This is a genomic window from Streptomyces sp. Tu6071 (assembly GCF_000213055.1).
GTDB lineage: Bacteria > Actinomycetota > Actinomycetes > Streptomycetales > Streptomycetaceae > Streptomyces > Streptomyces evansiae.
In genome coordinates this window covers 1,793,997-1,815,387 of the sequence record NZ_CM001165.1, presented here as the reverse complement: position 1 = coordinate 1,815,387, position 21,391 = coordinate 1,793,997, and the positions used below count along the sequence as shown (strand labels likewise).

General features: G+C 70.6%; 15 protein-coding genes. 12 read left to right on the top strand and 3 right to left on the bottom strand.

Annotated features, from left to right (window positions below; genetic code table 11):
• The first annotated feature begins 147 nt into the window (after positions 1–147).
• The 5 genes from STTU_RS07375 (at position 148) to STTU_RS07355 (ending at position 4,000) form a co-directional block, all read left to right on the top strand.
• Positions 148–753: a YdbC family protein gene (locus STTU_RS07375; protein WP_009069042.1), complete on the top strand. Its 606-nt coding sequence runs from the start codon at positions 148–150 to the stop codon at positions 751–753.
• 95 nt (positions 754–848) lie between these two features.
• Positions 849–1,508, top strand: coding sequence for a histidine phosphatase family protein (locus STTU_RS07370; protein WP_009069043.1), 660 nt, complete (start codon positions 849–851; stop codon positions 1,506–1,508).
• 84 nt (positions 1,509–1,592) lie between these two features.
• Entirely contained in the window at positions 1,593–2,567 is a 975-nt protein-coding gene (locus STTU_RS07365) for an ADP-ribosylglycohydrolase family protein (RefSeq protein WP_043254473.1), read from the top strand.
• A gap of 70 nt (positions 2,568–2,637) precedes the next feature.
• The gene (locus STTU_RS07360) at positions 2,638–3,339 is read left to right on the top strand and encodes a ribonuclease HII (protein ID WP_043254471.1); all 702 of its coding nucleotides are present in this window, start codon (positions 2,638–2,640) and stop codon (positions 3,337–3,339) included.
• A gap of 67 nt (positions 3,340–3,406) precedes the next feature.
• Positions 3,407–4,000, top strand: coding sequence for a hypothetical protein (locus tag STTU_RS07355; protein WP_043254469.1), 594 nt, complete (start codon positions 3,407–3,409; stop codon positions 3,998–4,000).
• A 119-nt stretch (positions 4,001–4,119) separates the two neighbouring features.
• Here the strand turns inward: STTU_RS07355 and STTU_RS07350 are convergent, their stop codons facing one another.
• Both STTU_RS07350 and STTU_RS07345 read right to left on the bottom strand, forming a co-directional pair.
• Positions 4,120–4,848 (bottom strand): hypothetical protein, encoded by a 729-nt coding sequence (locus tag STTU_RS07350; RefSeq protein ID WP_052862334.1) that lies wholly within the window; start codon positions 4,846–4,848, stop codon positions 4,120–4,122.
• 395 nt (positions 4,849–5,243) lie between these two features.
• Positions 5,244–7,409 carry a RecQ family ATP-dependent DNA helicase gene (locus STTU_RS07345; protein ID WP_007821330.1) on the bottom strand — a complete coding sequence of 722 codons (2,166 nt, stop codon included), beginning with the start codon at positions 7,407–7,409 and terminating at the stop codon, positions 5,244–5,246.
• A 206-nt stretch (positions 7,410–7,615) separates the two neighbouring features.
• Here STTU_RS07345 and STTU_RS07340 point away from each other — a divergent pair, with 206 nt between their 5' ends.
• The 6 genes from STTU_RS07340 (at position 7,616) to STTU_RS07315 (ending at position 18,269) form a co-directional block, all read left to right on the top strand.
• Positions 7,616–10,405, top strand: a complete 2,790-nt coding sequence (locus tag STTU_RS07340; protein WP_234019187.1) for a DUF4192 domain-containing protein — start codon at positions 7,616–7,618, stop codon at positions 10,403–10,405.
• Between the two features lie 374 nt (positions 10,406–10,779).
• On the top strand, positions 10,780–12,696 hold the full coding sequence (locus STTU_RS07335) for a glycogen debranching N-terminal domain-containing protein (protein WP_007821328.1): 1,917 nt from the start codon (positions 10,780–10,782) through the stop codon (positions 12,694–12,696).
• A 335-nt stretch (positions 12,697–13,031) separates the two neighbouring features.
• Positions 13,032–13,802, top strand: coding sequence for an NUDIX hydrolase (locus STTU_RS07330; protein ID WP_043257180.1), 771 nt, complete (start codon positions 13,032–13,034; stop codon positions 13,800–13,802).
• Between the two features lie 395 nt (positions 13,803–14,197).
• Positions 14,198–15,085, top strand: a complete 888-nt coding sequence (locus STTU_RS07325; protein ID WP_086021175.1) for a FadR/GntR family transcriptional regulator — start codon at positions 14,198–14,200, stop codon at positions 15,083–15,085.
• A 593-nt stretch (positions 15,086–15,678) separates the two neighbouring features.
• A complete protein-coding gene (locus STTU_RS07320) occupies positions 15,679–17,223 on the top strand; it encodes an RNA polymerase sigma factor (protein ID WP_009069053.1) in 1,545 nt (514 codons plus the stop codon).
• Positions 17,224–17,435: 212 nt separating this feature from the next.
• The gene (locus tag STTU_RS07315) at positions 17,436–18,269 is read left to right on the top strand and encodes a S1 family peptidase (RefSeq protein WP_043254467.1); all 834 of its coding nucleotides are present in this window, start codon (positions 17,436–17,438) and stop codon (positions 18,267–18,269) included.
• Between the two features lie 256 nt (positions 18,270–18,525).
• Here STTU_RS07315 and STTU_RS07310 read toward each other — a convergent pair whose 3' ends face one another.
• Positions 18,526–18,753 carry a DUF7455 domain-containing protein gene (locus STTU_RS07310; protein ID WP_007821322.1) on the bottom strand — a complete coding sequence of 76 codons (228 nt, stop codon included), beginning with the start codon at positions 18,751–18,753 and terminating at the stop codon, positions 18,526–18,528.
• Positions 18,754–19,193: 440 nt separating this feature from the next.
• On the opposite strand from STTU_RS07310, the gene STTU_RS07305 reads away from it, so the two are divergent.
• The gene (locus tag STTU_RS07305; RefSeq protein ID WP_043254465.1) at positions 19,194–21,317 is read left to right on the top strand and encodes a DNA gyrase/topoisomerase IV subunit B; all 2,124 of its coding nucleotides are present in this window, start codon (positions 19,194–19,196) and stop codon (positions 21,315–21,317) included.
• Positions 21,318–21,391 lie beyond the last annotated feature (74 nt).

Here is a 21,391-nt window from a genome sequence, read left to right as displayed (position 1 = left end):
GGGACGGATGAAGCGACCGTATGCCTGACGCTTCGTCAGGCAAGCGTCTCTCCATATTCGTTGTCCATGGTGGCACGGGAACCGAACGGATGTCGGAGCCGCTGCGCAGGATGACCGGTACCCGCCCCACCGCCGTACGATGGCGCGGTGCTGTTCAAGTGGATTCGCTGCGAGGTCGCCGACCGGAACCGGTTCGACCGAGGTCAGCGGCGGTGGGCGGAACTCGCCGACGTACGGGGATTCAAGGGGCAGGCGGGAGGATGGAGCCGCGAACGACCCGGACAGGCCCACATCTTCGGCTTCTGGGAGAGCAGGGCCTTCTACGACTCCTTCATGGCGCGGACCCACGACCGGCTCGCCGCTGCCCAGGCCGGCAGTTGCACAGAGGTGCGCACCACGCTCTTCGATCACCGCTTCGACGTGAAAACGGGCTTCGAACCGCTCTTCCACGACGTGGACCTCGTCCGTATCGCGCACACCCGCGTGCGCCCCGAGCGCGTCGAGCACTTCACCCTTGCCCAGCGCCGCATCTGGAACCCGGCCATGGCCGGCTCGCCCGGAATGGTCCGCGGCTTCTTCGCCGAGGCTCCCGGCAGCGAGTTCCTCGTCCTGTCCATGTGGCAGTCCACCGCCGAACGAGGCAAGTACCGGCCCGAGGGTCTGCACCGGCTCTCGACGCGCGCCGAGGCGGAGGATGACCTCCTCGGCCTGGACGGCGCCATGGTCGAGCTGGAGCCTTCCTGGACCGTCTGACCGGGCCCGCGTTCCGGCTGAGCGCGGCGACGGCTGCTCCGGATGGAGCCCGCCCCGCCGCACGTCCTCGCCGAGCGCGTCCTAGGCTGGAGGGCATGGCACGACCACGACGCATCGTTCTGGTCCGGCACGGTGAGTCCGACGGCAACGCTGACGACAGTGTGTACGAGCGCGAGCCCGACCACGCCCTGTGCCTGACCGCCGCCGGGCGCGCCCAGGCCCTCGCCGCCGGGGACAGGCTGCGGACACTCTTCGGCGACGAACGCGTCAGCGTCTACGTCTCCCCGTACCGCAGAACCCACGAGACCCTGCGGCTCTTCCACCTGGACCCCGAACACGTCCGGGTCCGCGAGGAGCCGAGGCTGCGGGAGCAGGACTGGGGGAACTGGCAGGACCGCGACGACGTGCGCTTGCAGAAGGCGTACCGCGACGCCTACGGGCATTTCTTCTACCGCTTCGCGCAGGGCGAATCCGGCGCCGACGTGTACGACCGCGTGGGCGCCTTCCTGGAGAGCCTTTTCCGCAGCTTCGAAGCCCCGGACCACCCGCCGAACGTCCTCCTCGTCACGCACGGGCTGACCATGCGGCTCTTCTGCATGCGCTGGTTCCACTGGACGGTGGCCGAATTCGAGTCGCTTTCCAATCCGGACAACGGTGAGACCCGCTGTCTCGAACTCGGCCCGGACGGTCGCTATCACCTCGACCGTCCCTTCGAGAAATGGCGCGAGCCGGAGCCGTACGGTGTGACCAGCTGATTCTCGCGGTATGTCGGACGCATGGGGGGGAATCGTTTCTTCTCCCTCGGCGTACGGGGCATCGCTGGATAGAGTGATGCGGCCATGACCGCAGAACAGACCTCTTCCCCCGACTTCTCGTCCACCCCCGCGCGTCTCGCCCGCGCCCGCGCCAGCCTCGGCGGCCTCCGGATCGGCGACGCACTCGGCTCGCAGTTCTTCGTCCCCGGAAATCGCTCGCGCCTGACCGCCGGAGAGCTGCCTCCGGGTCCCTGGCAGTGGACCGACGACACAGAGATGGCCAGTTCGGTCGTGACGGTCCTGGCCACCGAAGGAAGGATCGAGGAGGACGTTCTCGCCCACTCCTTCGCTCGCCACCACGATTTCGACCGCGGCTACGGCCCGGGAGCCAACCGGCTGCTGCGCCTGGTACGCGAAGGAGGCGACTGGCGGGAACTCTCCACCGCCCTCTTCCACGGCCAGGGCTCCTGGGGCAACGGCGCTGCCATGCGCGTCGCTCCGCTCGGAGCCTGGTACGCCGACGACCCCGCGGAAGCCGCACGTCAGGCCGTCCTCTCGGCGCGCCCCACGCACCAGCACCCCGAGGGCATCGCCGGAGCAGTGGCCGTCTCCGTGACGGCGGCCCTCGTCGCTGCCGCGGGCGCCACCCCGCCGGAGCCCGCCGCGCTGCTCGACGCCGTCCTCGCACTCGTACCGCGCAGCGCCGTCGAAGTCGGACTGCGCCGGGCCGCCTCGATGCTCGACTACGACGACGTCACCACCGTCGCCGCTGTCCTCGGCTGCGGACGCCGCACGACGGCGCAGGACACCGTGCCCTTCACCATCTGGTCCGCCGCCCGTGCAGTCGGCGATTTCGAGCGCGCGTTCTGGACGACCGCCCGTGCGGGAGGGGACATCGACACGACCTGTGCCATCGTCGGCGGAATCGTCGCGGCGAGCCCCGCGGGCGCCCCGCCGCCCGCCTGGCGCGAGCAGACCGAACCCCTCCCCGCCTGGGCCGAACTCGCCTGCGAGACACCCGCCGACCGGCCTCTCCCACCAGGTCCAGGTCTCCGGTAGGTCTCATTACGGCAGCGGAGGGGAGCCGGGGTGTCGTACCGGATGAAGGGCGCGTACGCTGTCATCCGCTATGCCGTACGAAGCACCCACCCACAGCGTTGAGCGCTCGCTCCGCGCCACGACCGGAGCCAAGGTCGTGGCAGGTATCGACGAAGTGGGACGCGGGGCCTGGGCCGGGCCCGTCTCGGTCTGCGCCGCCGTCACCGGGCTGCGGCGACCCCCCGAGGGGCTGACCGACTCCAAACTCCTCACTCCCAAACGACGTGTCGCTCTCGTCGTGGAGCTGGAGCGGTGGGTCACCGCTCACTCCCTCGGTCACGCCTCGCCGGAGGAGATCGACGAGCTCGGCATGACGGCCGCCCTGCGGCTCGCCGCCGGCAGGGCCCTCGACGGACTCCCGGTTCGTCCCGACTGGGTGATTCTCGACGGCAACCACGACTACCTCGGAGCACCGTGGAACGTCCGCACGGTGATCAAGGGGGACCAGTCCTGCGTGTCGGTCGCCGCGGCGTCCGTGCTCGCCAAGGTCGCCCGTGACCGCCTGATGGCCGAACTCGGGGCTCAGCACGAAGACTTCGCCTTCGCCGCCAACGCCGGATACCCTTCGCCGGCGCACAAGACGGCCCTGGCGGAACGGGGTCCGACCCCGTACCACCGGCTTTCCTGGTCGTACCTCGACGCGATGCCCCAATGGCGGCATCTGAAGAAGGTGCGCGCCGGGACGGACGGGAGCCCTGCGGCGATCGAAGGACAGCTCGGTTTCGACTTCTGATCGTTCGACCGCCCGTACGGGCGACATCGCCGGGACGGACCCCGGCGACCAGCCCACCAGTCATGTCATGCCTCTCAGTCCCGAGGAGCCTCAGATTCCCGAGAGTGCCCAGGGTCCCCGCGCGACTCCGGCCGCAGGCCGCAGCGCCCAGACCCCCCGCCCCGTACCCGGCCCGCGTCCCGCGGCGCCGCCTCGCCCCGGTCGTCCGGGGCCCCCGCGCCCGGCAGCTCAGGCCCAGCGCGAGCAGCAGCCGAAGCCCCCGGCTCCGGCCGCCACGCAGATCCAGCTCATCCCGGCCCCCGCCGACGGCGCGCTCGATGCCGCCGAAGAGGCCGTCGACCTGCTCCTCGACTCGGGCCGCGCGCCCGGTGAGGTGCTGGTGGTGACCACAGGCGAGGCGCACCCCTGGACAGCCCACGAGCTGTCCTTCGGCGAAGCCGCCTACTGGGCCCAGCACGACGCGGGTGACGACGTCTTCTACGCTGACCTCCCGCACGTCGCTCGGCTCGCTTCCCGCCCCGTCGTGGTGGTGGCCCTCAACGGCGGTACGGACAGCGCCGTCGCCACGGTCCTGCCCGTCGCCCGCGAGCGTGCGAGCACCCTGTTGATCGTCTGCGGCGACTCGCAGCGCGTCAACGCGGTGCTGGGCGCGGGCGTCTGACCGACACCGCCCCCGCCCGGCCGCCACCGGCCGGGCGGAGCGGAGCCGGCCACCGTCGCCGGTGGGTCGGCCGCGAGGCGTTCCCGTGCAGCGCTCTTCGAACAGAAGGCGCGTCGCGGTCAGCGCACGGCGGTACGCGGCCACTGCTCCCGCGGCGCGTCGATCGGCCGGGACAGCAGTCCAGCGGCCCGTTCCGTGAGCGACTCCGCACGTCCGGTGCGCTGCTCCGGCCGCTCCGTACCCGTTCCGAAACGCTCTGTGCGGCCGGCACGTTGCTCCGGCAGGGGCCCCAACTGTCCCGTGAGGGGCGAGACCTTGTCCGCGCGGGGGACGAAAAGGGTGGTATGGGAGCCGAGCTGCGGATGGCGGCCACCACGCCCTTCGCCGAGAACCTGCCAGCCCGCGCCGGTCAGCGTCACGTACGCTCCACAGCGCAGGCCGTGCAACGTGCAGGCGTCGCGCAGCCCCCACATCCAGGCGCCGTCCTCGACCGTCCACCGGGACTCGCCCTCGCGGCAGTGCAGCAGTACCGCTGTGCGTACCGGCGTTCTGCGGCGCAGATCGTGCGGGATGACCCGGCGCAACTGGGCCAGCAGCGTGTTGCGGAAGACCCAGCCATCGGACTCGCCCGCGCGACGGGTAAAGGACGCGCTCGCTCTCAGACGTTCGTCCGGGTCGAGGACCCCCACCACCACGGTCCCCGCCGCTGGGCGGTGCCGTTCGTAGAGTCCGGTCACGACCTCGCGCGGATTGCCGAGCAGCGGGACGTTCGCGGCGGACCACTCCTGCGGGCCGACCGCACGGGGTGGTGAACCGGTGGGTTCCGCGGGCAGGGACGGCACTGGCACCAGGGGCGAGGGGGCTGTGGACGGGGGTGGTGGCGTCTTCCTCGACGCGGCGGACGGAGCGAATCCGAAGGTCACGGTCCTCCCTTCGGCTACGCGCCCGCGCTGCGGGCGGAATCGGGACGTGGGAGAGCGCACCACCAAACGGCAGCACCGGAGCCGGAATCGCCGCACGGGGAGCGACTTCAATTCTCGTACGACAAGAGAGCTGCGGCAACGAGCATTCGTCAAGCCGGGCCGATATCTGACGATGCATTCCCTATTTCCCTCCCCTCTGTCCATCCCCTCAACTCCCCGCCGTCCGCGATGCGGTACGCCCCGGCGGTAAGTGGGTGGTCCAGCCATTCAGTCCTCGGCGGCTGTCGGCGGGCGCTTCTCCGCAGCTCGTCCCTGTTGTCTCAGCCCTGAACCCCGAGCACCAGGGGCAGCACCTCCGTAGCGCCCGCGTCCTTGAGCAGGCCCGCTGCCACCGCGATCGTCCAGCCGGTGTCCGTGAAGTCGTCCACGAGGAGAACCGGCCCCGGATGCTCCTTCAGCGCCTCGGCGAGCGAGGTGGGCAGGGCGACGGCTCCCCGCAGGGAGAGGAGCCGCTGCGCGCTGTTTCCCCGGTGGACGCGCCGTGGCTCGTCCTCCTCGCGCAGGACCAATCCGCCGAGGAAGGGCAGTTGACCGATCCGGGCGACGCGGTTGCCCAGTGAGTCCACCAATTCGGGGTGAGTTCGCGAAGGAAGCGTGACCACCCCGGCAGGCCGCGTGAGCGCGTCCTTTTCGCCGGAGGCCCACCCGCCGGGCCCCTTGGCCCAGTCGGCGAGCACCGCCACCACCGCCTGGAGTACGTCGTCGGGCACCGGCCCGTCGGGCGCGTCGGGGCCGAGGAGGGGGCGGAGCCGGTTGCCCCAGCCGATGTCCGAGAGCCTGCCCAGAGCCCGTCCGGTCTCGGCCCGCTGCGAGGCCGGAATGCGCCCCTTGAGGGTCACGCCGACGGCACTCAGACCGGTCGGCCACATACGGCGCGGCTCCACGTCGACCCCGGGGCGCTCCAGCTCGCCGTGCGCGGAGGTGAGGGCGACCGGGGACACCTCCGTGCCGAAACGCGAGCCCGCGCAGTTGTCGCACCGGCCGCAGGGCACTGCGGCCTCGTCGTCGAGTGCGCGGCGCAGGAACTCCATCCGGCACCCGATGCCCGTCACGTAGTCGCGCATCGCCTGCTGCTCGATCGCCCGCTGGCCGGCCACCCAGGCGTACCGCTCGGCGTCGTACGCCCAGGGCTGCCCTGTGGCGGTCCAGCCGCCCTTCTCCTTCCGGACCGCCCCGTCGACGTCGAGGACCTTCAGCATGGCCTCCAGCCTGGTACGCCGTAGATCGACGAGCGGTTCGAGAGCCTGGGTCGACATCGGGCGGGAGGAACCGGCGAGGACGTCGATGGTCCGTCGTACCTGCTCCTCCGGAGGAAAGGCCAGCGAGGAGAAGTACTTCCAGATGGCCTCGTCCTCCTTGCCCGGCAGCAGCAGCACCTCGGCGTGTTCGACCCCGCGCCCCGCGCGGCCCACTTGCTGGTAATAGGCGATGGGGGAGGAGGGTGCGCCGAGATGGACCACGAAGCCGAGGTCCGGTTTGTCGAAGCCCATGCCCAGAGCGGACGTCGCCACGAGCGCCTTCACACGGTTCGCGAGGAGGGCCTGCTCCGCCTCCAGCCGGTCGGCGTTCTCCGTGCGCCCGGTGTACGAGGTCACTTCGTGGCCGCGCTGGCGCAAGTAGGCGGCCACTTCATCGGCGGTGGCGACGGTCAGGGTGTAGATGATGCCCGAGCCGGGCAACTCGTCGAGGTGGTCCGCGAGCCAGGCGAGGCGGTGGGCGGCGTCGGGCAGGCGCAGCACGCCGAGGCTGAGGCTCTCGCGGTCGAGCGGTCCGCGCAGGACGAGAGCACCGTCCCCGTCATCGCCGGTACCGAGTTGTTCCGCCACGTCCGCGGTCACCCGGGCGTTCGCTGTCGCGGTGGTGGCCAGCACCGGCACCCCTGTCGGCAGCTCGGCGAGCATGGTGCGCAGTCGCCGGTAGTCCGGGCGGAAATCGTGCCCCCAGTCGGAGATGCAGTGCGCCTCGTCGACCACGAGCAGGCCCGTCGCCGCCGTGAGGCTCGGAAGGACCTCGTCGCGGAACACGGGATGGTTCAGGCGTTCCGGGCTCACGAGGAGCACATCGACCTCACCGGCACGGATCTCCTCCTGGACCGCGTCCCACTCCTCGCGGTTCGCCGAGTTGATCGTGCGTGCCTTGATGCCCGCCGCAGCGGCGGCCTCCACCTGGTTGCGCATGAGGGCGAGCAAGGGGGAGACGATGACGGTCGGGCCACCGCCGCGACGCCTGATGAGCGCCGTGGCCACGAAGTACACGGCGGACTTCCCCCAACCCGTGCGCTGCACGACCAGGGCCCTGCGGTGGTGCACGACCAGCGCTTCGATGGCCTGCCACTGGTCCTCGCGCAGCCGTGCCCGACCGGAGGGGTCCCCCACCAGCTGGGCGAGTACTGCGTCGGCAGTGATGCGGAGGTCTTCGTCGTTCATGCCCCCATGCAACCTGATGGGACCGACAACAGGCGAACGAGGACTCCGTGAGCTGTGGATAACTTTCCCATCGGGAGATCATCGGATGAGCGAGCGCAAGGTTATTCAGAAAATCAGACGAACAATTTGTGCGACAAAACTCAATACGAGTGGTTATCCACAGGCGGGCGAGCGCAGTTTTTGCTTTTGCGTGCACAGTGCTCTCCATGACGCATCGCAACGACGCATCCGACTCGTCCGCCCTCCCTTTCACCGAGCGGACCACCGACCTCACCGAGCAGTCCGCCACCCCACTCGAAGGGCCGCCCGCCAGTGCGCCCGCCGGGCCGCCGAACGGCCCTGACGCGCGGGACGCGTCCCCTCCTGAGCCCAGGGACGCGGCTCAGGACCGGTCATCCCGCGCCGCCCGGGACCAGTCGTCTGACGCGGCCGAGGACCAGGCACCCGACATGGGGCAGGGCCGTTCATCCGCCGTGGCGCAGGGCCACCCCGCCCTTCAGGATCACCCTTCCGACCCTGACCAGCCCCAGCCGCCCGCCCCTGCCGCCGAAACGGATCTCTCCGGTCCGTCGCCGGTCCGCCACCCGCCTGCTCCGGAGCCGGACGTTGTCATTCCCGCGCAGCGCACAGGAGGGGACTCTCCGGCCTCGCCGCCCCAGAACCCCAGGGTCCCCGCTCAGCGGCGCTCACCGGAAAACGATCCCTCGCACCAATGGGATGAACCCATCCCCTTCGCGGCCTCCAACGTCGCCCCCGCCGCTTTCCTCCCCGAAGCGGATTCTCCTGAAAAAGGGCCGAAAGGGCTTCCGCAGCGACATGCGATCTCGCTGAAATCCATCGCGGATCTCGCCGACTCCCTCCCCTACCTTCTGGGCTACGTGCCCGGCAACAGCGTCGTCCTCCTCGCGCTGCACGGCGCACGGGGCCGACTCGGTCGGCGTACGGCCGTGCGCATTCCCGATGATCCGGCGCAGTGGCCGCAGACCGCCGAGCGGGCGGCCACGATGCTCCTGAGCTTCGCCGGGGACGCCCCCGACGGGGGAGCCGCCGCCGTCCTGCGGAAGCGGCGCGGGGGCTCCCTGCCCGACGGTGTCGTCGCCTTTCTTTTCCAGGAACCGGAAGAGGCCAGGCCCGGCGCGGTACCGCCGCCCGGTGCCGCGGAGCTGCGCGAGCGGCTGCGCCCCCTCGCCCAGGACATCCGCGTTGCCTGCGGCCGCTTCGACGTCCCAGTCGTCGAAGCGCTGTGTGTTTCCACCGGGCGCTCCTGGTCCTACGTGACGCCGCTGGAAGAACAGGAGCCGGCCGGCTCCGCCCTGCTGCCGGCCGGAAGTTCGGTCCTTGCCGCCACCTCCGTCTACGAGGGAATGCCGATCCCGCTCCCTGCCGCGGTTCTGGAAAGCCGGTTGCTGCCCTGGTGCACCGCCGCCGCCCGAGCACAGGAGCGCGTACTCGACCTGGTCGCCCTCGACCTCCTCCCGCAGATTCTGAGCAGCCGGGAGAACCTGCTGAAGATCCGGCGGGGGACGATCGGGCTGCTCGACAATGTTCTGACGCGCTTCGCAACCGCGCCTGTCCCCCCGGACCCGCTCGAAGCCGACCTCGCGGACGACGAAGCGCTCACGCACGAGGAAGCCGCGCGGCTCGTCATCGGTCTCCAGGATCGGGAGGCCCGCGACGAGGCGGCGAGCTTCCTCGCCTTCCCCGACGCCGCGCGTCGCTTGTGGCGTGCTCTCGCGCGTCGGTGTGTCCGCTCGTACAAGGAACACGCGGCAGCGCCCCTCTCGCTCGTTGGCTGGACGGCCTGGGCACTCGCCGACGAGAGCGAGGCCCGGCTGGCTCTGCACCTCGCGCTCGCCGTCGATCCTCACTACGTGTTCGCGGCGCTCCTGGACCAAGCCTTCGACAAGGGGGTCGAACCGGACGAGATTCGCCAGCAGTTGCGCGGGCGGGCGGGACGCCCGGCGGCGCGCCGTTCCGCCGCTGGGCCGGCGGCGGCATGCGACAGCGCAAGGGCCACTGGAACAGAGTCCGCCACTGCGGGCGAGCGGGAGGCCCGAGCATCTCAGAGCGTTGAGGGGACGCCGGAGGGCGGTCGAGGAGGGGAGACGACGGAACGGAGGGCGGTCGGTGGACGACGCCGCACGGGCTCCGGCGCTCGGAAGGGTTCCGCCGCTCGTACGGACTCCGCTGCGCGTCCGGCGACACGGCGGCGGGACGCCGGGCGGCCCGGCGGAGTCGCGCCGGGCGGTTCCGGAGGCAAGGCCATGAAGCGAAGGGAAGGCGGGGCGAAGGAGTCGTACGCGAGGGCCCGGCGACGTCTCGCTGTATCGCCTCCGGGATGTGAAGGTGCGCGCTCGCCGGAACGGGCCAACTCGCAGGAGCGGGAGAACTTGCCGGAGCGGGAGCGGGAGCAGGGGCGGGAACGGGACCAGCGGGGACGGGGAGTCGGGATGCCCGGGGCAAGCGATCGCCGTGCCGCGGTCGACCGCTCGCCGTTGACCGGGCGAGAGTGTCCCGACCCCGAGCCTTCGGACGCTTCCCTGCGGGCTCTGGAAGAGGGAGGGGAGGTGGAAGCCACGCAGCCCATGGACCGGATCGAGTCCCCCGTGACGAGCGGCGGACCGTCTGCGGAGGTCTCCGGCCGGGATGCCTCCGCCCAGGACACAGCCGCAGGCGGGTCCGAGGGGCCCGGTCCCGGTATGGATCAGGGCCGCAAAAAAGCGCCTGTGCCCGATTCGGGAGGCAAGAGCCGGAAGAAGACGATGGGGGCCGGTTCGGGTAGGGAGCGCCCGGAAGGCGCCAGGGCCGACTCTGAGCGACCGAGCCAGAAGACCCCCGGCTCCGGTCCGGGGCATGGCGGTCACGACGCACCCCTCACGGGAACGGAGTTGGGCGACCACAGTGCGCCCGCGGGCCGGGCGGAGTCCGGTCCGGCGGAAACGCTGACCGATGCGCAGCCCGGCGGTGACCACAGGTCTGCGAACGGCGCGGAATAGCGGTGGCTTCCTGAGGTGTGAGGGAGGGGGAAACGTGCGAGGAGGGGAGGGCACCAGGGGGCATGGACGGCAGCCCAGCGGTTCGGAGCAGGAGGCATGACGGACTGGCGGAGGAATGTCGGAGCAACTGGTCCGGAGCCCGTGACCCGTACCCCCCTTCGGGCGTTCATTCGGTGGCGGGGTCGTCCGGACCCTGCGACCGCCCCCGCCCCTCCTCCCGATCGGCACGCGGAAGAAGCCATCTGATGTCCTTGACCGCACCACGGCCCGGTGGTCGCGAGTACCGATCCGCACCGGGGAGGCCGGCGCCGGTGCCCGGCCCGCACGGCAGCGGGGGCCGCCCTCCGTCGGAACCTCCGGCGACGCACCGGACGTTGACCGCCGTTGCCCTGCCGGGCCTGGCGATCTCCGCCGAGCACGGGCAGCTGACCGGGCAAGGGCTTGAGGGCTTCTACAACTCGGGGAAGCGGTTGCTCTCGCTGTGCCGACTCCAGGTCGCGGGGCGGGACCCGCTGCCGGTGGAGGCACGTGGGGTGGGCGCGGACCGAACCCGGTTCGTGGGGGTGCTGCGGGGGCTCGGCGGACCGGGGCCCGACCCCGACCTGCTGGTGGAGCGCGAGCGGCATGCCGAGGGCAGTGAGCGCATCACCCTACGGAGCACGTCGGTGCGCCCGCTGCGACTCGTGGTCGAACTCACCCTGGGCTGCGACCTCGCGGACCTCGGGGCGGTGGCTGCCGGACGCCGGGTCCCGCCTCTGCGGGCCTCCGTGCACGGCGCCGGATTGCAGTGGGCGTCGCCGGCGGGCAAGGTGGCGCTCACGGCTGAGCCACCTGCTGCCGATGTCGTGGCGGCATCGGGCCTGTTGCGTTGGGAGTTGGAGATCCCTGCGGGAGGCAGGCAGTCCATCGAGTTGCGGCTGCGGCCGGAACTTCGTGGTGCCGTACGCCCGGTGGCGCGCGGCGGGACGCCGGTCTTCGCCGACGCCGAAGCCTCCGGAGACGATCCACGGGCCGCCGCCCTGCTGCGGGCCTCGCTCGGCGACCTCAACGCGCTGCTGGTACGGGAGCCGGGCGAAGCGGGGGAGGTGCACCTCGCCGCAGGGGCTCCCTGGCGCTGCGGACTCGCTCCCGCCGAGGCCCTGGCCGCCGCCCGCATGGCTCTGCCGCTCGGCACCCGGCTCGCGGCGGGCACTTTGCGGTCCCTGGCGCGTACTCAGGTGGGGCGCGGCCCCGAACAGGGCCGGATCCCGGGCCCTTTGCGGGACGCCGGGCCCCATCTGCCGCCGGGAAGCACGAGCGTGGAGGCGACCCTGCTCTTTCCCGCGCTGTTGTCCGAGGCGTGGAGGTGGGGGCTCGACGCCGCAGTCGTCGAAGAGCTGGCCCCGGCCGCCGAGTCCTGCCTCGGGTGGCTGCGGCGCGAGGCAGAGCGCCACGCCTACGTCCGGGACCGGGAAACCGGCGGTATGGCACGCGTCGAGACGCAGGCGCATGCCTACCGTGCCGCCCTCCTCGGAGCGGGACTCCTGGACGGGATCAACCGGCCCGGATCTGAAGAACTCCACGGCTGGTCAGTGGAGTTCGTCGATCGGTTCCGGACTGAATTCTGGTACGACGACCGTGGCGGTGGCCGCCCGCCCGCCGCGCTCGACACCGCGGGGCGCCCGGTGCCGCACCTGGGCAGCGCGGTGACGCACCTGCTCGACACCGGTTTGGGCCCGGCGGGAGAACAGGCTCCCTCGCTGCTCGACCCGGCGCGTACGGGGCAACTCGCCCACCTGCTCGGCACCCCGGTGATGGACAGCGGCTGGGGACTGCGGAGTCTCGGTGCGAAGGAGCACGGATACAGCCCCTTCGGGCACAGGGGCGGCGCGGTGCGGGTCCACGAGACGGCGATCGCCGTGACGGGGCTCGCCGCGGCTGGTTACGAGAAGCAGTCCCATGCTCTGCTGCGTGGGCTGCTCGCGGCGGCGGAGCACTTCGAGTACCGGCTGCCGGAGATGTTCGCCGGTGAGCAGCGGGGGGAGGGGAGCAGGCCCTGGCCGCACCCCGCCGCCTGTCGGCCGGCCGCCGTGGCCGCTGCCGCCGGGGTGCACGTCGTCGCGGGGCTCGTGGGTATCCGCCCCGATGTGCCCGAGGGGTCCGTCGCGCTGCGCCCAGTGCGGGGTGCGCCGCTCGGTGAGCTGGGACTGACCGGTCTCGGCGTCGCCGGGGAGAGCTTCTCCGCGCGAGTCACCCGGCTGGGGCTCGCGATGGTGGAGGAGGCGCCCGAGCGTCTGCAACTGCGGGCGTGAGGGCGCGGCCGTCGGACCGTCGCTCCCGATGCCGACTCGGGAGCGGCGGTTCGCGGCCACGCGGGACCGGTTCGGGTGGCCAAGAATGCGCAGATCAATGGCAGTCGGCGGTTGTATCCCCGGGGTCTGGGCGGGGTGAGCCAGGCAGCGAGGGGAAGCGCGGGGGGTGGGAGTGTGTCCGAGATCGTGCGGCCCGTGAATGCGAGCCTCGGGGGAGGCGGCCAGGGCCGGACACCGGGGGCTGCTGGTGGGCTCGGCCTCCTCAAGGGGCAGAGAGCCTCCGAGCTTCAGCGAACGACGTGTTTATCGTCAGGTGGACGACTATGATCGGTCGCATGGCTCCCTACGACCCCTCCGACTTCCCGCCCTTCGCTGTCACCGTCGATCTGGTCGTGCTCACGGTGCGGCACAACGGGCTGCGGGCGCTCCTCGTCCGCCGCGGGGAGGCCCCGTACCAGGGGCAATGGGCCTTGCCTGGAGGTTTTGTCCGTCCCGGGGAGGATCTGGCGGCTGCGGCGGGGCGGGAGCTGGAGGAGGAGACCGGCTTGTGCGCTCACGACGGTGAGTGCGAGAGCGGCTCCGACGGGGCACGGCATGGCGCGCACCTGGAACAGCTCGCCACCTACGGCGACCCCGGCCGCGATCCCCGAATGCGAGTGGTGAGCGTGGCCCACCTCGCGCTCGCCCCCGACCTTCCCTCGCCCACGGCGGGCGGTGACGCCAGCGGTGCCAGATGGGCGCCGGTCGAGCGGCTTCTGGGGGAGGACGCGGGGCGGGACGACGAGCAACTGCTGCCTCTCGCCTTCGACCACGCGCGCATTCTCTCCGACGGGATCGAGCGCGCCCGCTCGAAGATCGAGTATTCCTCGCTCGCCACTGCTTTCTGTCCCGCGGAATTCACGGTCGGCGAACTCCGACGGGTCTACGAGGCGGTCTGGGGCGTGGTGCTCGATCCCCGGAATTTTCACCGCAAGGTGACCGGCACCCCGGGATTTCTCGTGCCCACAGGAGGCACCACGACCCGGCAGGGCGGCAGGCCGGCGCAGCTTTTCAGGGCAGGGGGCGCCACCCTGCTGAATCCGCCCATGCTGCGCCCCGAGATCTGACGAGTTCCCTGCCGCCTTCGCTCATGCGTGAGACCCGCCGGTGCTGCCTCGGCGGTACGCACAAGAGTGCGCTTCTCACGGAGAGTAGTAGCTTGCGCCTCCCGAACAGGGCTTTCCTTCGGGAAGGTTCCGTTGCGTGATCTTGCGGCGGCCGGAAATCAGGTCTGCGCCGGGCGCGTTGGGGGGCGCGGAACCGTCGTGGCCGCTGTCGAGCGCGCACCGTACCGCAAGATGCCTTGTGCGGGGGGAAGCTGAGGGGAAACGCGCGCAACTCCCCGACCGTTGCTCGGTAATTTCCGATAAAGCGTCAATTGGTCAACGGTAAGCGATCACCCTTTCGTGTGCTTTTCACCAAAGAACTCAAGGCCGTTGAGGAGAGCGCCGACAAAGCTTTTGTGAGTACCGTTGCGCACACCATGATGACCGCCGCCCGTTCCGCCGACTCCGGCCTCGCCGGTCCGGGCGACATCGACCGCTACCCCTATGCCGAGGCCGCCCAGGACAGGATCGGAGTTCCTTCCTGGGGTGCCGCGGAGCCGGAACTTGGCCGGGTGCCACGACGCGGCGGTGCCAGCCGAGGCCGCGGCCTGCACGGCCAACTCGTTCAGCAGCTCGGCCAGATGATCGTCTCCGGAGACCTGGGTGCGGACCGCCCCCTCGTCCCCGAGGAGATCGGCCAGCGTTTCGAGGTGTCCCGTACCGTCGTGCGGGAATCCCTGCGCGTCCTGGAGGCCAAGGGCCTGGTGAGCGCCCGCCCCAATGTGGGGACCCGGGTGCGCCCTGTCAGTGACTGGAATCTGCTCGATCCCGACATCATCGAATGGCGCGCTTACGGCCCCCAGCGCGACGATCAGCGCCGTGAGCTGAACGAGCTGCGGTGGAGCATCGAGCCGCTCGCCGCGCGGCTCGCCGCCGGGCACGGCCGCGAGGACGTGCAACAGCGACTTGTCGACATGGTCGAGATCATGGGGCACGCGCTCGGACAGGGGGACGGCATCACGTTCTCGCGGGCCGATGCCGAGTTCCACTCCCTGCTCATCCAGATCGGTGGCAACCGCATGCTGGAGCACCTCTCCGGCATCGTGAGCGCCGCCCTGCACGTTTCGGGCGGCCCCGCGATGGGCTGCGAACGTCCCAACGAGGCTTCCGTCGCCCACCACGCCCGTATCGTCGACGCCCTCGCCTCGGGGGACGGGGGCGGGGCCGAGGCGGCGATGCGCCAGCTGCTCACCGTGCACCCGGAGGGTGAGCGCGTCGTGCCGGGGCCCCGCGAGCAGCACTAGCAGCACTGGTCGCGCGCACCTCGGCCCGGGGCCCCTCTCCGTATCGCACGTGTCGGAGGAGGGGCCCCGGGCGTTGTGCGGCGGACAGGACCGGGACCGGGCCGGAGACCGCACCCGATCGGAGCGGAGACCGCACCGGGATCGAGCCGGACACCGCACGAGTTTCGACCGGACGCCTGGCCGGATCGGACCGGAGACCGGCCCGGATGGGACCGGCTCGGACGGCCCCGCTCGTACCGCTGCGTCCCACCCGTCCCCGCAGCCTCTTTCGTCCCCTTCTGCCCCTCCACGCCCCCGCGTCACTCCGGTGTCCGTCACCGACCACTCCGGAACATTTGGTGAGCGCATATGCTCGTCTATGTGCCTCCTTGTGTCCTTTCGGTGTGTGACTCGGGCCACGCAGATTGTGCGTAACGCTCCCGGGTACAGCGCGATGACCTAAGAGGTGAGAGTCGCTCAGGGGAATACGGCCACTGGTTCCGGTGCTGTGGTCCCCGCGGCGCCCGCCCGCGTCGTCGGTCATCCCCACCGACGGTCGTCGGCCCCCGCCCTTCGGGCGAGAGCCGGAAGCCGTTTTCCAACGTTCCGAGAGGTTGTTCGTGTCGGCCAGCACATCCCGTACGCTCCCGCCGGAGATCGCCGAGTCTGTGTCTGTCATGGCGCTCATCGAGCGGGGAAAGGCTAATGGGCAGATCGCCGGTGACGATGTGCGTCGGGCCTTCGAAGCTGACCAGATTCCGGCCACTCAGTGGAAGAACGTACTGCGCAGCCTCAATCAAATCCTTGAGGAAGAGGGTGTGACGCTGATGGTCAGTGCCGCGGAGCCCAAGCGCACCCGCAAGAGCGTCGCAGCGAAGAGTCCGGCGAAGCGCACCGCTACGAAGACGGTGGCCACGAAGACGGCGGTCAAGAAGACCGCGGCAGCGACCGTGACCGCTCCGTCCGCCTCCGCAGCGGTGACCGTCGAGGACGAGACCGCCGAGAAGAAGACCGCCGCCAAGAAGACGACGGCGCGCAAGACCGCTGCCAAGAAGACGACGGCCAAGAAGGCCACCGCGAAGAAGACCGGCAAGAAGTCGGACGAGCTCCTCGACGAGGAGAGCACCGAGGAGACGCCGGGCAAGGGCGACGAGGCGGCAGAGCCGGCCGCCGGTGGCGAGAGCCAGGGCTTCGTCCTGTCCGACGACGACGAGGACGACGCCCCGGCGCAGCAGGTCGCCGCGGCCGGTGCCACCGCCGACCCGGTCAAGGACTACCTCAAGCAGATCGGCAAGGTCCCGCTCCTCAACGCGGAGCAGGAGGTCGAGCTGGCCAAGCGCATCGAGGCCGGTCTCTTCGCCGAGGACAAGCTCGCCAACAGCGACAAGCTCGCGCCGAAGCTCCAGCGCGAGCTGGAGATCATCGCCGAGGACGGCCGTCGCGCGAAGAACCACCTCCTGGAGGCGAACCTCCGCCTCGTGGTCTCGCTGGCCAAGCGCTACACCGGTCGCGGCATGCTCTTCCTGGACCTGATCCAGGAGGGCAACCTCGGTCTGATCCGCGCGGTCGAGAAGTTCGACTACACCAAGGGCTACAAGTTCTCCACGTACGCGACCTGGTGGATCCGCCAGGCGATCACGCGCGCGATGGCGGACCAGGCCCGCACCATCCGTATCCCGGTGCACATGGTCGAGGTCATCAACAAGCTCGCCCGCGTCCAGCGGCAGATGCTCCAGGACCTGGGCCGCGAGCCCACCCCGGAGGAGCTGGCCAAGGAACTCGACATGACCCCCGAGAAGGTCATCGAGGTCCAGAAGTACGGCCGCGAGCCCATCTCGCTGCACACCCCGCTCGGCGAGGACGGCGACAGCGAGTTCGGTGACCTCATCGAGGACTCCGAGGCCGTTGTCCCGGCGGACGCGGTCAGCTTCACGCTTCTCCAGGAGCAGCTGCACTCCGTCCTGGACACGCTCTCCGAGCGCGAGGCGGGCGTCGTCTCGATGCGTTTCGGTCTCACCGACGGTCAGCCGAAGACCCTCGACGAGATCGGCAAGGTCTACGGCGTGACGCGCGAGCGCATCCGCCAGATCGAGTCGAAGACGATGTCCAAGCTGCGGCACCCCTCGCGCTCGCAGGTGCTGCGCGACTACCTGGACTGATCAGCGGGGCCGGTGACAGGCCCCCACGAGCAGCTCCGCGAAGGCCCCGCCGGTTTCGACCGGCGGGGCCTTCGGCGTACGAGGTCGGCTGCTGCCGCACGTTCGTGTGCGGATTGGGCCGGTTGCCCGAAGCGCCGGGGCTGGGCGTGCGCTCCTCGGGTGGCTGAATCACGCTGAGTGCGAGTTCGGTACCCAGAGTGAAGGAGTACGGCATGCCGCTTCGCGGACTTCGCACCCGGGTGAGCGCGGGAGTGCTCGCCACCGCCGCTGCGCTCAGCCCCGTCCTCGTCCCAGGACCGGCCGCCGCCGACGGAGTGATCGTCGGTGGCAAGCAGGTGGCGGTGGCCGATCACCCCTGGGTGGTGGCCCTGTCCAGCCGCAGCCGCTTCGGGGCGGAGCGCTCGGGCCAGTACTGCGGCGGGGTGCTCGTCGGGCCTCGTACGGTCGCCACGGCGGCGCACTGCCTCAGCGGGAAGGTCCTCGGCGTCCCCCTGAGCCGCCTCAAGGACCTCCGGGTGCTCATCGGCCGCGACGACCTCTCGGGGCGGGCGGGCACGGAGGCACGCGTGACGAAGACGTGGATCAACCCGGACTACGACCCGGACAGCAACTCCGGCGACGTGGCCACGCTGACGCTGGAGGACGCCCAGCCGGAGAGCCACGTCCTGCCGCTCGCCCTCTCCGGGGACCCCGGTTACCGCGCGGGCGCCCGCGCGCAGGTCTACGGCTGGGGGGACACGACGGGGCGCGGCTCGTACGCCAGCACCCTGCACGCCGCCGACATCCAGGTGCTCCCGGACAGTGATTGCGGCAGTGCCTACCCGGGCAGCGGCGGTGGTGCCTACGACGCGGACACGATGCTGTGCGCGGGCGAGCGCGAGGGCGGAAAGGACGCCTGCCAGGGCGACAGTGGCGGACCGCTCGTCGCCGGGGGCAAGCTCATCGGTCTCGTGTCCTGGGGCAGCGGCTGTGCCGAGGCGGGCAGCCCGGGGGTGTACACCCGGATCTCCGCAGTGGCGGACAGCGAGGGCCTGCGCGAGCGCTGAGCGGCTCGCAGCGGCCCGGACGTCCCGGGGGCCGTCCGGGCTCTTGGAGGGGGACTGTGGAGCGTACGGGGGGTACGGGCGGCCGGAGACCCGGCGCTGCGCTCACGCGGGGCCCAAGGACCCCGTAGCGACGCCCACGCGGGACAGAGCCCCACAGGGCCGTACGAAAGCGGGCGGGTCTCCCTCTCGGGAGGCCCGCCCGCTCCACCGGCTCACACCGGTGCCGGCTCGTCGTGGGTGGATGCGACCTGGAGCCTCAGTGCTCCTCGTCGCTCGCCGTGCTGGGAGCTGTCAGGCGATCGGTCTCGTCCTGTATCTCAGCGGCGATCTTCTTGAGTTCCGGCTCGAACTTGCGCCCGTGGTGAGCGCAGAAGAGCAGTTCACCGCCGCTGGTCAGGACAACGCGCAGGTAGGCCTGGGCGCCGCACCGGTCGCAGCGGTCAGCGGCCGTCAGCGGGCTCGCGGGTGTCAGAACAGTAGTCACGTCGCCTCTTCTCTAGCTCGACGAGCTGTCGTACCAGGGTCAACATCCAACCAGGCCGAAAACGTTCCCGCTCGCGGCCTTTCTCGCGAAAAAACTTCGAGGGCGGCTGTCCGTTGCCGGTTGGCGGCGAATGTGCCGTATTACAGCGTGCGTGCTTTACGGTTTCGCGTGGTGTGCAGGGTCACATCCTCCCGGCTGGATTGCCGGTCTGTGCATGAGGACGTGCCCGGAGCCTAGATGGTTCATGCCTGGAAGGGAACGTGACATGAGAGTCACCGCCTCCCTTGATCGAACGGGTGTGTGATTCTGCACTAGGGTGGGTTTGAAGCGAGGGTGGCGTCACAGCGGCTCTACCTGGCCTCGGTACCCTCTGAGCGGCGTCCCGGACGGGACGTTGAGCCAATAGGCCCCAGAAGAAAATTCAGCGAGGAGCGAACCGCGTGACCGCCGATACATCCGTGTCGTCGACAGCTCTGCTGGCAGGAGCAGATCGCGACGACTCCAACTACACCGCGCGGCACCTGCTCGTCCTGGAGGGCCTGGAAGCGGTGCGGAAGCGGCCCGGTATGTACATCGGGTCGACCGACAGCCGTGGCCTCATGCACTGCCTGTGGGAAATCATCGACAACTCCGTCGACGAGGCCCTCGGCGGCTACTGCGACCACATCGACGTGACCCTCCACGAGGACGGCTCCGTGGAGGTGCGGGACAACGGGCGCGGCATCCCCGTCGACGTCGAGCCCAAGACCGGCCTGTCCGGGGTCGAGGTCGTCATGACCAAGCTGCACGCCGGCGGAAAGTTCGGCGGTGGCTCGTACGCGGCCTCCGGCGGCCTGCACGGTGTCGGCGCCTCGGTCGTCAACGCGCTCTCCGCGCGTCTCGACGTCGAGGTGGACCGGGGCGGCTCGGTGCACACCACGAGCTTCCGGCGCGGGGTCCCCGGCCAGTTCAAGGGCGCGGGCCCGGAGGGCGCCTTCGAGCCCACGACGGGGCTGCGCAAGACCAAGCGCATCCCGAAGACCCGCACGGGCACCCGGGTGCGCTACTGGGCGGACCGGCAGATCTTCCTCAAGGACGCCAAGCTCTCGCTGGAGACCCTGCACCAGCGGGCCCGCCAGACCGCCTTCCTCGTGCCGGGACTCACTCTCGTGGTGCACGACGAGTACGGCCTCGGCGAGGGCGGGAGCAAGGGCGAGGAGTCCTTCCGCTACGACGGCGGGATCAGCGAGTTCTGCGAGTACCTGGCCCGCGACAAGGCCGTGTGCGACGTACTGCGGCTGAGCGGCCAGGGCACCTTCAAGGAGACCGTCCCGGTCCTCGACGAGTACGGGCAGATGACGCCCACGGAGGTCGTCCGCGACCTCGGCGTGGACGTGGCCCTGCGCTGGGGCACGGGATACGAGACCTCCGTGCGCTCCTTCGTGAACATCATCGCGACGCCCAAGGGCGGCACCCACGTCGCCGGCTTCGAGCGCGCCGTCACGCGCACCGTCAACGACGTTCTGCGCAGCGCCAAGCTGCTGCGGGTAGCCGAGGACGACGTGGTCAAGGACGACGCGCTGGAGGGCCTGACGGCGGTCGTCACGGTGCGCCTCGCCGAGCCGCAGTTCGAGGGGCAGACCAAGGAGGTGCTGGGCACCTCGGCCGCGAACCGGATCGTCGCGAACGTCGTGGCCAAGGAGCTGAAGGCGTTCCTCACCTCGACCAAGCGTGACGCGAAGGCGCAGGCCCGCGCGGTCCTCGACAAGGTCGTCGCAGCCGCCCGTACCCGCATCGCCGCACGTCAGCACAAGGAGGCGCAGCGCAGGAAGACCGCTCTGGAGTCCTCCTCGCTGCCCGCCAAGCTCGCCGACTGCCGCAGCGACGACGTGGACCGCAGCGAGCTGTTCATCGTGGAGGGGGACTCCGCGCTCGGCACCGCGAAGCTGGCGCGCAACTCCGAGTTCCAGGCGCTGCTGCCGATCCGGGGCAAGATCCTCAACGTGCAGAAGTCCTCGGTCTCGGACATGCTCAAGAACGCCGAGTGCGGGGCGATCATCCAGGTCATAGGAGCCGGCTCGGGGCGTACCTTCGACCTCGACGCGGCACGCTACGGCAAGATCATCCTGCTCGTGGACGCCGATGTGGACGGGGCGCACATCCGCTGCCTCCTGCTCACGCTCTTCCAGCGCTACATGCGCCCGATGGTCGAGGCGGGCCGGGTCTTCGCGGCCGTCCCGCCGCTGCACCGGATCGAGCTGAGCCAGCCGAAGAAGGGCCAGGACAAGTACGTCTACACGTACTCGGACCGCGAGCTGCGCGAGACGCTCCTCGACTTCGAGCGCGAGAACGTCCGGTACAAGGACTCCATCCAGCGCTACAAGGGTCTCGGTGAGATGGACGCCGACCAGCTTGCGGAGACCACGATGGACCCCAGGCACCGCACGCTGCGGCGCATCAGCATGAACGACCTGGACAGCGCCGAGCAGGTCTTCGACCTGCTCATGGGCAACGAGGTCGCGCCGCGCAAGGAGTTCATCACCAATTCCGCGGCGACGCTGGACCGCTCGCGCATCGACGCGTAGGCGGCCGGGCCGCCTGGCCGGCGGGCCGCCCGCCGCCAAGGCGTCGGACTCTGTTTCTCCACCCCGGGACCCCG